Consider the following 14,741-nt stretch of genomic DNA (forward strand, 5'->3'; position numbering starts at 1 on the left):
TTATCAGTCCTACGCGTTTTGTAGGCCGGATACGGCGTTAAGCCGCCATCCGGCATTGATCTGTTACGCCGTCCGGCGCACAAACTCTTTCACTTTAAAGCCCAGAACGGCGAGCGCGGCAAAGTAAGCGGCAATACCTACCACTACGACAGCCATCAGACGCAGCAGGCGCCACAACATCGTTCCCTGCGACCAGTCCGGCATAATGTATAGCATCCCGACCAGCGCCGCCGACATCACCAGTACAGAAATCACCAGTCGCGTCAGGAACCAGGCCCAGCCCGGTTGCGGGGTGAAGATTTTCTGCTTACGCAACTGCCAGTACAGTAGTGAAGCGTTCAGACACGCCGCCAGACCAATCGATAGCGACAACCCGGCATGTTTCAGCGGTCCGATAAACGCCAGGTTCATTACCTGGGTCATAATCAGCGTGACAATGGCAATCTTGACCGGCGTTTTAATATCCTGGCGCGAATAAAAACCTGGGGCCAACACTTTCACCACGATCAAGCCAATCAAACCGACCGAGTACGCCACCAGCGCGCGTTGAGTCATGGCGGCGTCAAAGGCAGTAAATTTCCCGTACTGGAACAGAGACACCGTCAACGGTTTGGCCAGAATCCCTAATGCTACGGCACTCGGTAATGCCAGCAGAAAACATAAACGCAGCCCCCAGTCCATCAGCCGGCAGTACTCATCATGATTCCCGCTGGAAAAGCTTTTGGACAGCGATGGCAGCAGGATAGTCCCCAGCGCTACGCCAAGTACGCCGGACGGAAACTCCATCAGACGGTCGGCATAGTACATCCATGAAACCGAGCCAGAGGCCAGAAACGAGGCAAAAATCGTATTGATGATCAGTGAAATCTGGCTGACGGAAACCCCAAGGATCGCCGGGCCCATTTGCTTGACGACGCGCATCGCACCCGCATCGTGGAAGTTCACCCGCGGCAGCACCAGCATGCCAATTTTTTTCAGATGCGGCAGCTGGTAAATCAGTTGTAGCACGCCGCCAACCGTAACGGCCCACGCCAGCGCCAGCACCGGAGGATGAAAATAAGGTGCTGCAAACAGCGCGAAACCGATCATGCTGATATTCAGAAAAGTCGGCGCAAACGCCGGAATAGAAAAGCGGTTCCAGGTGTTAAGGATCGCACCAACCAGCGAAGCCAGTGAGATCAGCAGAATATACGGAAAGGTTATGCGCAGCAGTTGAGTAGTCAGCGCAAATTTGTCGGCGGTGTCGGCAAACCCAGGCGCGGTTACTAAAATCACCCACGGGGCAGCCAGCATCCCGGCGACCGTCACCACGGCCAGCGCCAGGGTCAACAGCCCGGAAACGTAAGCGACAAACACGCGGGTCGCATCTTCACCTTGCTTACTTTTGTACTCAGCCAGGATAGGCACAAACGCCTGCGAAAAAGCGCCCTCAGCAAAGATTCGGCGCAGCAAGTTAGGAAGTTTGAATGCCACAAAAAAGGCATCTGTCGCCATCCCTGCGCCAAAGATTCTGGCGACAATTGCATCACGCGCAAAACCCAGCACACGTGAAAACATCGTCATCGAGCTGACGGCTGCCAGCGACTTTAATAAATTCATCTATGTTGTATTCCAGACTCTGAGGCAAAACCCCGACAAACCTGCCCGTAGGTCAGATAAGGCATGCTCGCCGCCATCCGACACTTTTGCTGTGCCTGATGGCGACGCCGCAGCATCTTACCAGGCCTACAAACCAGCCTATGGTTGAAAAGAGGTGTTATTTTTGAGTTGGCATATAGTACCTGGATTACAATGAATTACTACCGCCAGATGTTACAGGGGGTTATTCAGCCATCGCCTCCCGCCACAGCGTTTCGACAACGCGCTGGGCCAGTAGCGCCTGCTCGCCTGCCGTCTGGGGAACCGTCTGATTTTGCACGCACTCAATAAAATGACGTGCGCATCCGGCAAAACCCCGCTGTTCCAGAGTGGTTTGCCAGCCTGCTATCGGTTTGTGCACCACGCCTTGCCCACGCTCTTCCTGCCATTCCCGCATATCAGTTACATCTATCAGGCCGCCGTCCGTCACCGCCTGCACACACTCACGCTGACTACCAGCTCGGCGATGCATACTGGTCGTTATCTGCATTTGACCGGCAGAAAAATGGTGTTCCGCATAAAGCATCGCACCGGATTCATTGGTTAACAGCGTGCCGTTGTTTAACTGCGCCTTTCCTCCCGCCAGCCACAATGCGGTATCGACTACGTGCAGATAATCGTCCAGCAGAGTGAAGCGCAGATCGTGCGGCCCGACGCTGTTCGTACGGTGCTTATCCATACGGACAGACGCCGCATTAGCCAACTGAGCTTTGAGATCCTGATAAAGCGGCGCAAATCGTCGGTTAAACCCGACCATCAGCGTCAGCTTTTTCCGCGCGGCCAGCTCCACTAATTGCTCTGCCTCGCGCAAATTTTCCGCCAGCGGTTTATCCACACACACATGCACCCCGGCGTTTAGCAGTTCACTTACTACCGCATAGTGCGTCGCGGTACTGGAATGAACGAAAACCGCATCGCAGGTTTGCGCCAGATTCACCAGAGAATCAACGTAGGGGATCCGCCAGGTATCACAGATACGCAGCGCTTTTTCCCGCGAAGGTGAAAATGCCCCTTGCAGCGTCCAGTCGGCACTAGCGCCCAGCACGGGTAGCCAGGCCTTTTGTGCAATCCCACCGAGGCCGACAACGCCGATGCGTAATTTATTCACGTTAGTCTCCCAAATGCGCCAGTAAGGAATCAAGCCGCTGCTTGAGCTCCGCAACTTCTGACTCCAGTGCCTCAACGCGCGCCTGCAGATCCCCCGTTGCTACCGGAGGTTCATCTGCCGCGGCAATTGCTTCATCAACGTCACCACAAAACAGGTGCATATAACGGCTTTCCCGTTTGCCCGGCTCGCGCGCCAGGCGAATGACATAAGGACCATCTTCCCGGGTCGCCAGCTTCTCCAGCGTCGACTCCACTTCGGCCATGTCACTGAATTCGTACATACGGGATGCGCGGCTACGCAGTTCACCCGGCGTTTGGGCGCCGCGCAGCAACAGCGTGGTGATGAGCGCCACTTCCCCCGCGCTGAGTTTAAGATTGCCAAACTCCGAATTGCAGAACCGCTGCTCATATTTCGTGACGCGATTGCCGAAACCGCTTACCGTGCGCAGGAAATGCCGTTTCACGAGGTTATCAAGCTGATCCTGTACTTCCGATTCCGACAGGTTCATCACCGGCTCACGATTCGTTTTTTGGTTGCAGGCGGTTACCACTCCGTTTACGGAGAGCGGATACTGTTCAGGCGTAGTCACTTGTTTTTCTAATAAACAGCCAATCACTCGTGCTTCGGTGGCGGTTAATTCGTATTTCATCGTCTTCTCCATTAATCATGGCTGCATCTGAAACTTAGCGGCCGGGGGTCCATTCTGATGTCGTCAACGCCGTCAGCACGTGATCGCGCCACTGCCCGTCAATCAGCAGGTAGTCTTTAGCATATCCTTCTTTTTCAAAACCCAGTCGCGCCAGCAGGTCACCGCTGCGTTTATTATGTGGCATGTAGTTAGCCATAATGCGGTGAATGTGCTGCGTACGCTGCATATAACGGATGGCCGACGTTAAGGCTTCATACATCAGCCCCTGTCCCTGCCACTTCTGCGCAATGGAGTAACCGAGATAGCAGGCGTGGAAGGATCCCCGCACCACGTTCGAGAAGTTAGCAACGCCGATAATTTCTTTTTCTTCCGGATCAAGCAGCGCAAAGTAATAAGCGGTGCCTTGTTTATGAAACTCAGAGATCATACTCAGACGCGCCTGCCAGCCGGACGGATAGCAGTGGCTTTCATCGCGAATGGGTTCCCAGGGTTTTAAGAAATGACGATTTTCTGCGTAATAATCTGCCAGACGCCAGGCATCACGCTCATGCACCAAACGCACGACCAGGCGGTCCGTGGTTAAGCGCACTTTTGGCACGTTACTGCGATAGCCAAACATTCTATACCTACTCCTTCCCGTAACGTCTTCAATACGCTATTCGCATTACTATACCTGTGCGAATACACCCTGTGAAAAGAGCAAAATGCCATTTTTTGAATTATTCACACATTTTGATGAAAACTCTCTATCAAGACGGACTTTTGATAAAAAAATATTGTCCCGCGAAGGGTGGGAAAAGCGATGACGACACCGCAGAATAGGAGGTGCTTATCTTTTAAACTCTATCCAGAGTGACGAGTTTTTCCCTGGAGGGGAAATGTCGCAAGTCTCGCAGGCAAGGAACCTGGGTAAATACTTCCTTCTCATCGATAATATGCTGGTCGTGCTGGGTTTCTTCGTCGTTTTCCCGCTGATCTCAATTCGTTTCGTCGACCAAATGGGCTGGGCTGCCGTGATGGTCGGTATCGCACTTGGATTACGTCAATTTATCCAGCAGGGGTTGGGTATTTTCGGCGGCGCTATTGCGGACCGTTTCGGCGCCAAACCAATGATCGTCACCGGCATGCTGATGCGCGCTGCCGGATTTGCCACCATGGGCATTGCTCATGAGCCGTGGCTGCTGTGGTTTTCCTGCTTTCTTTCCGGGTTGGGCGGTACGCTGTTCGACCCTCCCCGCTCGGCGCTGGTGGTCAAACTGATCCGCCCGGAAAAGCGCGGGCGTTTTTTCTCTATTCTGATGATGCAGGATAGCGCCGGGGCCGTGGTCGGCGCGTTGCTCGGCAGTTGGTTATTGCAATACGATTTTCGTCTGGTATGTGCCACCGGCGCAATTTTATTCGTTCTGTGCGCGGCGTTTAACGCCTGGCTGCTCCCGGCATGGAAGCTGTCGACGGTAAAAATACCGGTGCGCGAAGGGATGAGCCATGTCATGCATGACAAGCGCTTTGTCACCTATGTGCTGACGCTGGCAGGCTATTACATGCTGGCAGTGCAGGTGATGCTGATGCTGCCAATCATGGTGAACGACATCGCTGGCTCACCGGCTGCTGTAAAATGGATGTACGCCATCGAGGCGTGCCTCTCTTTAACGTTGCTCTACCCGATTGCTCGCTGGAGCGAAAAACGCTTTCGCCTTGAGCATCGCCTGATGGCCGGGCTGCTGGTGATGTCTCTGAGCATGATGCCCATCGGTCTGGTCGGGAATTTGCAGCAGTTGTTTACCCTGATCTGCACCTTCTATATTGGCTCGATCATCGCCGAACCGGCGCGTGAAACCCTGAGCGCCTCGCTGGCGAATGCACGTGCCCGAGGAAGCTATATGGGATTCAGTCGACTGGGCCTCGCTATCGGTGGCGCAATTGGTTATGTCGGCGGCGGCTGGCTGTTTGACATGGGTAAAGCCCTGGCGCAGCCTGAACTGCCCTGGATGATGCTCGGTATCATCGGCTTCATCACTTTCCTGGCGCTGGGCTGGCAATTCAGCCTCAAACGCCCAACGAGGGGTATGCTGGAGCCTGACGCCTGATAGCCAATCCGGCGTACGCGCATTTTTCAGTTTTTTCTGCTGGTAGCCGCGGCGCTGGTACTCGATGATGCTTTGTGTCACGATTACACCACAAGCATCATGTTGAGGAACCCCATGAAAAAGCTTCTTTTTGCCGCTGCGCTCATTGTCAGCGGCCTGTTGGTTGGTTGTAATCAACTCACGCAATACACGGTTAGCGAGCAAGAGATTAATCAGGCCCTGGCGAAACATAATAACTTTTCTAAAGATATCGGATTGCCTGGCGTCGCTGAAGCGCATATCGTACTAAACAATCTCGCCAGCCAGATAGGCCGTGAAGAACCCAATAAAGTGACGCTGACCGGTGATGCCAACCTGGACATGAACTCGCTGTTTGGCACTCAAAAAGCGACCATGAAGCTGAAACTCAAAGCCTTACCGGTCTTCAATAAAGAAAAAGGCGCGATTTATCTGCAAGAGATGGAAGTTGTGGATGCCACCGTCACACCGGAAAAAATGCAGTCGGTGCTGCAAACGCTGATGCCTTATTTGAATCAGTCGCTGCGAAACTATTTCAATCAGCAACCAGCGTATATTCTGCAGGATGACAGTAGCCAGGGTGAAGCGCTGGCGAAAAAACTGGCGAAAGGTATTGAGGTGAAACCGGGCGAAATCATCATCCCGTTCACTGACTAATAAAACAGAGGGCGCCGATGCGCCCTTTTCTATGAGGGATTACTTTTCCTCTGGCAGCATCGTCATACTATGGCCATCAAGCACGATTTTACGTGCCTCATCGGGGTCAAGATCGTTGCGTTTGACCACCAACCGCCAGTTGCCCTTGGTCATATCAGGATCGCGAAACAGAGCCACAATCGCCACAAATTGTGTTCCCTCTTCCATCGGCATATCCTGCGTCACGGCGCTATTGGGCTTAACCACCACAAACTGCTCAGCCAGTAAATCCTCTTTTAACAGGTTAGCCCCGTAACCGACCAGTTGTTCGTACTGAGTCTGATTAAAACGCTTCTCATCTTTTAACTGGTAAATACGCACTATAACCGACTGTGGCGCGCTGTTTTGCTCGCGGCTGTCAGTATTGAGCGCGGCCCGGCCAGAGATATCAAGATGTAATATCTTAATCTGTTTATAAAAAAGAGAGCTTGCAGCGGAGCGGGTACCGTCACTTACTGACTGAAAGAAGCCGCAGCCACTGAGTATTAATGCCAGTACGGGAAGAATATTTTTCATTTTAAAAACGGTAATGAACACGCTTTATGTCCTTATTTATCATAGCGAGTGTCAGACCACGGTAATGTTCAAGTTCTACAGTGAAGTCGTCCGGTAAGTCCCTGTCTCCTTTTTGCAGACCATTAACACAGGTAAGACCCAGTCGCACAGGTGACTCACCCAGCACAGGCTCAGGAAGCAGACGGGTGGGAAGAGTCAACATAATCCGCGCCCGATAGCGCCACCCCAGATAAACACGCAGTAATACCAGCAAGTCGGTCAAAAGCCCCCCATCGGGTAACCAGCCCTCCGTTTCTGTTGCATCATCAGTCACGAGTGAAATTAATAACTGACTGGCTGCATCGGTTGCCTCATCCCCCAGTATCGTATGGCCATCCAGCCTTAATGGTTGTTCATCAAACAGTCCTGCAGGTTGTCGAATCGCCACCGTACGCAGATCGTGTGCTATGACGTCAGTACGCGTGTTCGGCGCCAGTAAGTTGACCAACCGGGCAATACCTTCTGCCGTTCTCCCGGGCTGGCGCATAATCCCCAACAGGGCGAGGAAACGCGATGACGGTGTGGCAATATGCTCCTGTGTACCGGCGATCCCTAAGCCAATGAGTCCCAATAAGCAGCGCGAAGTACTATCGCGCCCCCCCGCTTCAAAAGTGGCTGGGTAACTGTATTTTCGCCAGATGCGGTAAAACTGCGTCAAAATACGATGGTTGAAAATATCGAGGAAGGTTTCCAGTACCTCGTGACCATCGCGCCTTTGCGTGATGTCATCTATGTATGTTGTCGGCAGCGGTGAATCCACACCGTAAAGCCCCATGAAGGTTGAGCGGACCGTAAGAGGGGCATCCGGATGCTCAGGATCGCACTCAATAGCTTTCAGTTCGCTAGCGGGAAACCCTACACCAGGATGGGGACGAAAACGCACCATATCATCATGCGGGTTATCACTTTCCCCCAGTCGGTGAGCGCCGTGGTTTTCCAGAAGCTGGCAAAATCGATAAAAATTAATACGACTAATATCTTCTTTCAGACGTGATGTTAGCGCATCCCTGGGTTGCGCGGATTTTCGTCCCATGCTAGCTGCTCCCCCGTAGGTTGTAAGATCAGAATCAACCGATTAAACAGGTGGATGTCGGTATAGAGTGCAAAAAAGCGATTGAGCATTTCACCAAACAGGCAGATGTCTCCGCGGCCGGCAAAACCATTGCTATCAAGGGTGACCTCTATCTGCACACCGCGTAGCAGATGCCCGCGCTCGAAACGCTCCGTTTCGCTGTGCTTAACGTCAACAATAGCGGCCAGACGGCGTCGATTCATTTCATCGTCCGTCCAGTCATAAAGCGCCAGAGTTCCACGCAATACTTCCGGGTTATCCATCATCCACAGAAAACTGCTCCCCAGATGGCTTAATACACGCCAGTGAAAACGGTCACGGTTTGGTGGATAACAGGGAAGCGTTGGCGCCGTCAGATTACGGACTCGGACATTCGCCGCGGTAGACTTTACAACGGTGTCGAGCAACGTACTGCGTAATACCCGACGAGGTAGTTGACCGTTCGTACCGGTAAGGCTTAATGACAGGCTTTCGCCTTCAGGTACGCTGTAGTTATCAAAAGCCTCACCACCGAGGATTAGCCAGGTATCATGTAGACCGGAAGGGCCACGTTTTACTCGGGTGTGATAATAATATTCTGGTGCGTCATGGCGTAACATTCCCCCTTTGTGGCGAAAACTGGTGAATGGCACAAAAACCTGATGCCCGGAGTGCTTTGACGAAATAACGGAATCTACAGAGTAAATTTCAGTGTGGCCATCCTGAATACGCATCGGACGTAACAAATATTCGGTCTGCAAGGCATCAGGGGTCAGCGGGTCAGACTCCAGAGGAAAAAGGTTTATCACTGGCACACAGTGCAGGCGGATATGTTTTTCACTGAAGGTGAAGTCATAATCCCAGCGGCGTTTCAAAACGACATCAAGTTCGAACCAGGGGAGCCTTTGCGGGAGAACAACCTGTTCAAGTCCGCAGAGCGCCAGCGCCATAAATTTTTCCCGAAAAGTGAAGTACTCCAACAACAGCTGATAACCGCCAAACGCACCGCTATCCTTCGGCCAGAGGTTATCCTCATTGCCAAATCCCCCTGGCGTGAACCAGGCTTCCAGCGCTTGATCATCTGTCTGTCCTGGCAATCGCAAACGTATAGTCGCCACATTTAGCGACAACGCTTCATGTAATGCACAGGCCAGCGGCGCATCAGCATTGAGATAAAATGCAAGTCGACTCAGATCTACCTGCTGCCAGTCGGCCAGCTCACTGCAGGAAAAACGCAGTTTGATCACGGAACGTCCGTCCGGATCGGTGTCCAGTCGCGCCATCTCCAGCAACAACGGCAGCAATGTGACATCCCGAGTAGTGGTGTAACGACAGCGGGTGCGCTTATCACCTACCGGGCCAGAAAGCACCTCAAATCCTTTCTCTACAACCATCCGCTCTTTCATCTCGCGCCATTGTGGCGTCAACTCCACAATCGCTAACGAAGGGATCGTCCGCAGATAATGCGGCCATAGTAAACTCACCAACCCTTCGGTCAGTTCCGGTAGGTCGTCATCCAGTTTTTCCCGCAGCCGCCCCATAAGAAAAGCGAAGCCTTCAAACAACCGCTCGACATAAGGATCGCGAGCACCAGGGCGATCCAGATTCAACATCGCCGCCCGGTCAGGATGGGCGCGGGCAAACTCCTCGCCCGCTTCGCGCAGGTAGCGCATTTCGGCGTCAAAGTAACGCAGGGTTAAATCATCCATGGAATACTCATTTATTAAATAGTGTAGGTGTCAGTTATCATGGAAGGAATAAACAAAGACTGACATGGACAGGTACTTTGACTTTCCTGCGAGCCGGCAGGCATTCGACCGTTGATAGTATCGGGCACAATTCCGCCAACAATGCTGAATATGCCAATAAAACGCCCACAGGTAACCCGGTCAAATTCTCTTGCTACAGGTATCCCCATAATAGTATGCGTGGGATCACCTTCAATAATTACCCCTCCGCAGGTGGTTTTATCGCCTACAACCAAATAACATCCAGCCATATATTCTCCTTACTGCTCTTTATCGTCAGCATATTATTTTTATATACCGATAGATTTCGAGTTGCGTTGAAGTGACATAAGAGGGACACATTCGTCAGGAACGTATTTGAGCATCTGAAGGCTGGGCTAGTTTATTCCAGCGTCTGGATTTCGTTGGCGACTCACCAAAAAAATATCCTTCGGCAGGACAAAACCTCGCAATTTTAATAATGCCAGCGGCCCACCGCCTGGCCCAGTGCGCATTAACCAACACAGTTTTTTACCGTCTGGCGCACTGAGGGTGAGTTGCCACATTCCATCATCACGTTTCTCCGCTCGTCCTTGTTCCAGCCAACGAATTAAGCCTAATTCTCCCGGATAGTCCCCGTAAAGATTTGCCCCTCCCTGCGTGGTTGTCCAGGTCAGCATGGCGCCGGGTCTCTGGCTTTCTCCCGGCCAACGGAAACTCTGCCAGCTTTCCATCTGGTTAAAGTAGTGCAGTCGCTGTCCGTCAATGGAAAGTATCGTTTCCACAACGTCCGGTACTGGGCGCGCGCGCAGCTCAAAACGCATCCCCTGACTACCATCAGCAAATAAGGCGTCGCGAACCTCACCAAGACGGTTAACGGCTTGGATAAATTCCGGATTAATAATTAATCCCTGGGTATTCATTTCGTCTACTTCCCAGCGACGCCCCTCACGGTGCATTAGACCCGCGAGATTCTCATGAAGAAATTGGTCGATCTTTCCGGAATCACGTCGAATAAACTCAGCCAGAACCGGCAGTGGAATATCACTGCGCCCCTCACTCACCGGATATCGGCCATCTGTTGCTTCCTGCCAGTCAGAAACAACCGTACGTTGCCAGCTCTCATTTATTCCCGCAGCCGATGGTTGCAGGACCTGCTCCCATGCCTGCGTCAGGGGTTGCACAAAAAGCGCGTCACCAAAACCACTCCACTCCTCTCCTAACCCCGCTGCTAACAAACTGCCATATTCCCGCGTATCGGTAAGATCAATATTTTTGCCCTGAAACACCGTCTGTGCCAGTTGCTGCATCATGACCTGCGGATCGGCTGAATGAGTGACCTGGAGCAGCTTCAGGCGGACTCGGGTCACGCGAGTGAGAAATGTTTGAAAACTTAATGAGGTTTCAGTCGTTAGGTTATTCGGCGTATCACCCTTACCGGCTATCGCCAGTAATGGGCCAAACGTTTCATCTAACGGACCGGTCATATCGTTTGTATGTTGGTCAATAACCGGTGCCTCCTCTTCTTTCTGCAATATTTTTTCTGCCGATTTCATTAATGAATCGGACAGGGCTTCACGTTTTTTTCCTGCCTGCCCCTGCCATGCCACAGTATTCATCAGTGCAACTACCGGTGACTGGCGTACATCGCTCATTAGCGTAAGCTGATCCACAACATCTGAAAGATTTCGCGCCGGCTTCCAGCGTAAACTGTTGAGGAACTTAAGCCATGACCCAGAGTATTCGCTAAAATAGCGATCTGTCAGTCGTTGTTTTAATGCTTCAGGAGAAACCTCAGCACGACTATTTTTTTGATTGTCGCTCAGCACCCAGTCAATTTCTTCGCGGCGTGATGCCACTGCGTCAGCTATTGCCTGCTGCACCTGCCCTTCCCATGCCTGGCGGGTAAATACCCCAGGAACGGTTTCCGAAGTGGTAAACAATTGCGCGGCATCCGTATCATTCGTCATCTGCGCCAAGGGCATATCCGGAAAATTGCGGGAAACGGATCCCAGCATTTTCAGATATATAGCATTATCGCCATTACGTTGTTCAATCTGCGCTAGCAGGATCTGCCGGGTTGCCATCATCACCTGTGCATCTGGGATAATTTTCCAGTCAGGCTGCCCAGGTAAAGTTTGCATGTAAAATCCCCACAAGTCCGGCGACAGACTCTGCCAGATACCGGTAGAAATCCCTTTACGCGTCGGTTGTGTCTGCGTCATCACCTGAGAAAAAAAGGCGGGGTCGGCCTTTTCCGGGCGGCCCATCATCAGCCAGGCTTTAAGCTGATCGTATGCCGATTTTGCCAGGTCAGCGCGTTGCTGACTTCCCGGCGGAAGATGCGTCAGAGCATCGAGTTTTTCAGACAACACCCGCGCAGCCTCGTCTCTCATCAGGCGATTATTTGCCACCCCATAAATCGGGAGTAAAACGGCCAATAATTCAGTATCATGATTCAGACCAAAATGACGCCACCCTATTGTGTTTTTTTGTGTCTGAATGCGCTCAATATCATTTCGCAGTTCATTCAGTTGTATCAGTTCAGCATCTGATACCTGCTCACCGATCGCCAACTGCTGCGCTTTGTTTGTCAGGGAAGTCATTTGATAATAATTGGCGGCAAACGATAGCAGGCTGCCAACGCCCCACAGACCGATAACTACCGCCACCACGTAACACATTATCCGACCTTGGGATAACCCCATATGCCGCCCAGTAGCCTGAGTCCCCCTTTTCAGTACGCCATGAAACGCGGCCGGTGGTGACCAGTAATGCGCATGAATAACTGACGCCGCCGCGACCGTTACAGAGGGACTAAACATCAGCCCACATATGGGCATCCGCCATTGCTTACCAGACAGCCACGGCGTGAGGATCCGCTGCCAGCTTTCAATCCCTCCCAACTTCAGCCACTGCCCAAGTCGCAATAGATAATCATGGCGGTTATCAGTAAAAATCTGACGCATCCCTTGTTCACATAGCTGCGGCAGCAAACGGGTTAGCTCGCGACCCACACTCTCCGGGCAAGTCTTTTCGTGAAAGAAAACACCTACCGCCTGAGTAATGCGGGTCCCTTGCATGCTCGGGTCCGTTTGCCACAACCATATTGGCGGTAGCCAGTGATATGCGTTACCTGTTTGCTCCAGGCTTCGTCGCGAATCACTCATCCATTGAGCGCTTGATGCTTGTTCGTAGCTGAGCGACAGAATGATTCCGTCCACAGGTCGGGCACTGCGTAATTTACGCAACGTCGATAAAGGTCCGAGATCTACTGATTCCTGCGGGCTACCACCATAAATCAGTACGGCACCCTCACCTTCCAGCCATTGTTTCTCGGCAAGCGTTGGCGCAATCGATGCGACTTCAGTCTCTTCCCCGATGACAAGTATTACACGCACCCGCTGACGCCAGAAGAGTCCATACTGACGGTGTAGATACGCGTACATATCCGCAAATGGGGTCGACTGCTGGTGATGTTGGTAACTCTCACTAATGCGAGGTTGATCATCACCCTGGATATGCGCCCGGGTAAGGTCGAAACTCTGGCGACCAGAAGATCGCGCGCTAAACCAGGTCAATACCGCATATACACCGGTTACCGCAGTTGTCGCCCCCAACCCGGTTATCCAGCGAGAGTGTTTCAGGCTTCCCGGCAACATGCCGACTTTTTCTGGCCAGTACCAGATTATCAGGCAGGCAATTGCCGAAATCAGCATAGGTGCCATTGCTATCAGCCAGTAACGCACTGTCGGATTTTTAATCGGTAATAAAAACCGCATCACTTAGACCTTCTCCTTTGCAGTCTGACAAGGTGAAACCACCACGCTCCACATTTTTGTGCTCCCTGTTTCACCACTCATAATCAGTTGCGACTCTTTTGTACCTTGTGCTGCGGCAGCGATAGCCAGCCAGGGGGCGACGCACCCCGTTTCACCTAACGTTCGGTCAAGGTTATATAACCGGCTATTCATCTCTATCCCCTGAAGAGGCGGATGCGCATTCAGCGCAGCTATCGTACTTTGCTGCTGGTGCGACAGACCGGATGACCAGAGATCGTGGACATCTTCAGGTTGAACGGGCACCCAATCCAACGCTTGAGCAATGCTCTCTGCCAACGTGTCGGCAAAACTCGCTTCCGGTCGATGAACCCATGCCAGAGGAGGAAGGATATTTTGGGTCATGCGATTGCCAAGCAGCAGTGCAACGGCCGCCTCCCCGGTCCCATCTGGATCGTCTGGAGCAACCTGCAGCGCGATGATCAGTAATACCGTTTCTTCGTGGATTCGACTGTCCAGCCAGCTATCAATAACGTTCAACCCGTACCCGGTCACAGGCTCGATGGGTTGACGAATATCACGTTGTTGCCAGGCATTGCACCAAAGCGTGTGCAACCGCTGGCAAGATAGTGATGTATTGGTTTCAAACAATAGCGCTATGGGCTGATGGTCCGGCAGTTGGTTAAGATGTCGTGCAATTCCAGCCATTAATCTGTCGAATATCTGCTTAACCAGGTCATCTCGCTTCATCCCTGGCTCCAGGGGTAAGCGACTATGGCGAAAACGTTCTATTCCATGCCATGATGGTTGCATATGCAGGAGCGGCTTATTCTGCTTTAACATATTTACAGAAGAGCTGCCCGTTGGCTGGTGCTCACTGTGTGGCGTAATAAATGCGCAGTGCAATATCTGCAATGCGCGACGACCACGACGAATTTCACGCAGTAATAACTCCTCTCTTCGTCGATCCCAGGCCTGGGCCTGAATTAACACGGGAAGGTAAACCATAATACGCAGCCATATTGCAACCAGCCACACGGTAAGCGGGAGTCCGGCTGAAAATATCCAGAATACCGACGAATGAAATGACAACCCGGTAAAATAAGCCCAACCGGAACCTATCACCAGTAATCCAGTCAGACCTTTCAACCAGCGTCTGCCGATCGGAAGTTTAGGTTTCTGAGCCACCGGTGGAATCAACTTTAAATTTACGGGCATGATTTATTATTGCGACAGAGATAAATAAGATTTGATTGCGGAAAAGTGTGATTACATTCTTACACACCGGCGGTTGAATCATTATTCGGTGCCGTCCGTGATTCAGCGTCAAGCGCTTCCGGCCAGTGAATATGACCCCACTGCTGCGGGTGTTCTGCAAAACGCGCCGTCTCAGGCACCGGACGGTGCTGCATATAGTGACAGCAGTAGCACCA

Annotated in this window: 11 protein-coding genes and 1 pseudogene; 2 read left to right on the forward strand and 10 right to left on the reverse strand. The window is 52.1% G+C overall.

Going from position 1 to position 14,741, the window contains the following annotated elements:
• Positions 1-63: 63 nt before the first annotated feature.
• The 4 genes from murJ to rimJ form a co-directional block, all read right to left on the reverse strand.
• Positions 64-1,599 carry a murein biosynthesis integral membrane protein MurJ gene (gene murJ / locus OGW16_RS03620; protein ID WP_200007293.1) on the reverse strand — a complete coding sequence of 512 codons (1,536 nt, stop codon included), beginning with the start codon at positions 1,597-1,599 and terminating at the stop codon, positions 64-66.
• A gap of 223 nt (positions 1,600-1,822) precedes the next feature.
• On the reverse strand, positions 1,823-2,746 hold the full coding sequence (locus tag OGW16_RS03625; protein WP_087052663.1) for a Gfo/Idh/MocA family protein: 924 nt from the start codon (positions 2,744-2,746) through the stop codon (positions 1,823-1,825).
• 1 nt (position 2,747) lies between these two features.
• Complete coding sequence (locus tag OGW16_RS03630) at positions 2,748-3,395, reverse strand: YceH family protein (protein ID WP_043015906.1); 648 nt, start codon at positions 3,393-3,395, stop codon at positions 2,748-2,750.
• Positions 3,396-3,429: 34 nt separating this feature from the next.
• Positions 3,430-4,014 (reverse strand): ribosomal protein S5-alanine N-acetyltransferase, encoded by a 585-nt coding sequence (rimJ, locus tag OGW16_RS03635; protein WP_006685101.1) that lies wholly within the window; start codon positions 4,012-4,014, stop codon positions 3,430-3,432.
• Positions 4,015-4,273: 259 nt separating this feature from the next.
• Here rimJ and mdtH point away from each other — a divergent pair, with 259 nt between their 5' ends.
• Positions 4,274-5,482, forward strand: coding sequence for a multidrug efflux MFS transporter MdtH (gene mdtH / locus OGW16_RS03640; protein ID WP_003036166.1), 1,209 nt, complete (start codon positions 4,274-4,276; stop codon positions 5,480-5,482).
• 114 nt (positions 5,483-5,596) lie between these two features.
• A complete protein-coding gene (locus OGW16_RS03645) occupies positions 5,597-6,157 on the forward strand; it encodes a lipoprotein (RefSeq protein WP_043015904.1) in 561 nt (186 codons plus the stop codon).
• Positions 6,158-6,196: 39 nt separating this feature from the next.
• Here the strand turns inward: OGW16_RS03645 and tssJ are convergent, their stop codons facing one another.
• The 6 genes and pseudogenes from tssJ to OGW16_RS03675 form a co-directional block, all read right to left on the reverse strand.
• On the reverse strand, positions 6,197-6,712 hold the full coding sequence (gene tssJ, locus OGW16_RS03650) for a type VI secretion system lipoprotein TssJ (RefSeq protein WP_043017884.1): 516 nt from the start codon (positions 6,710-6,712) through the stop codon (positions 6,197-6,199).
• A gap of 1 nt (position 6,713) precedes the next feature.
• Positions 6,714-7,784, reverse strand: a complete 1,071-nt coding sequence (gene tssG / locus OGW16_RS03655; RefSeq protein WP_286517904.1) for a type VI secretion system baseplate subunit TssG — start codon at positions 7,782-7,784, stop codon at positions 6,714-6,716.
• On the reverse strand, positions 7,748-9,511 hold the full coding sequence (gene tssF, locus OGW16_RS03660) for a type VI secretion system baseplate subunit TssF (protein ID WP_043015902.1): 1,764 nt from the start codon (positions 9,509-9,511) through the stop codon (positions 7,748-7,750). The genes tssG and tssF overlap by 37 nt, the downstream gene beginning before the upstream one ends.
• Before the next feature lie 23 nt (positions 9,512-9,534).
• Positions 9,535-9,801: pseudogene (locus OGW16_RS03665) on the reverse strand (PAAR domain-containing protein); the annotation flags it as partial.
• Positions 9,802-9,927: 126 nt separating this feature from the next.
• Entirely contained in the window at positions 9,928-13,311 is a 3,384-nt protein-coding gene (locus OGW16_RS03670) for an ImcF-related family protein (protein WP_286517914.1), read from the reverse strand.
• Between the two features lie 3 nt (positions 13,312-13,314).
• Positions 13,315-14,526, reverse strand: coding sequence for a KPHS_23130 family T6SS system protein (locus OGW16_RS03675; protein ID WP_502873964.1), 1,212 nt, complete (start codon positions 14,524-14,526; stop codon positions 13,315-13,317).
• Positions 14,527-14,741 lie beyond the last annotated feature (215 nt).

It is taken from the genome of Citrobacter sp. Ce104 (genome assembly GCF_030334595.1).
Classification (GTDB): domain Bacteria; phylum Pseudomonadota; class Gammaproteobacteria; order Enterobacterales; family Enterobacteriaceae; genus Citrobacter; species Citrobacter europaeus.

Excerpts from the sequence above, each read along its gene's own strand:
- murJ (WP_200007293.1), bottom strand. The coding sequence starts at position 1,599 with ATGAATTTATTAAAGTCGCTGGCAGCCGTCAGCTCGATGACGATGTTT.
- OGW16_RS03630 (WP_043015906.1), bottom strand. The coding sequence starts at position 3,395 with ATGAAATACGAATTAACCGCCACCGAAGCACGAGTGATTGGCTGTTTA.
- rimJ (WP_006685101.1), bottom strand. The coding sequence starts at position 4,014 with ATGTTTGGCTATCGCAGTAACGTGCCAAAAGTGCGCTTAACCACGGAC.
- mdtH (WP_003036166.1), top strand. The coding sequence starts at position 4,274 with ATGTCGCAAGTCTCGCAGGCAAGGAACCTGGGTAAATACTTCCTTCTC.
- OGW16_RS03645 (WP_043015904.1), top strand. The coding sequence starts at position 5,597 with ATGAAAAAGCTTCTTTTTGCCGCTGCGCTCATTGTCAGCGGCCTGTTG.
- tssJ (WP_043017884.1), bottom strand. The coding sequence starts at position 6,712 with ATGAAAAATATTCTTCCCGTACTGGCATTAATACTCAGTGGCTGCGGC.
- tssG (WP_286517904.1), bottom strand. The coding sequence starts at position 7,784 with ATGGGACGAAAATCCGCGCAACCCAGGGATGCGCTAACATCACGTCTG.
- tssF (WP_043015902.1), bottom strand. The coding sequence starts at position 9,511 with ATGGATGATTTAACCCTGCGTTACTTTGACGCCGAAATGCGCTACCTG.
- OGW16_RS03670 (WP_286517914.1), bottom strand. The coding sequence starts at position 13,311 with ATGCGGTTTTTATTACCGATTAAAAATCCGACAGTGCGTTACTGGCTG.
- OGW16_RS03675 (WP_502873964.1), bottom strand. The coding sequence starts at position 14,526 with ATGCCCGTAAATTTAAAGTTGATTCCACCGGTGGCTCAGAAACCTAAA.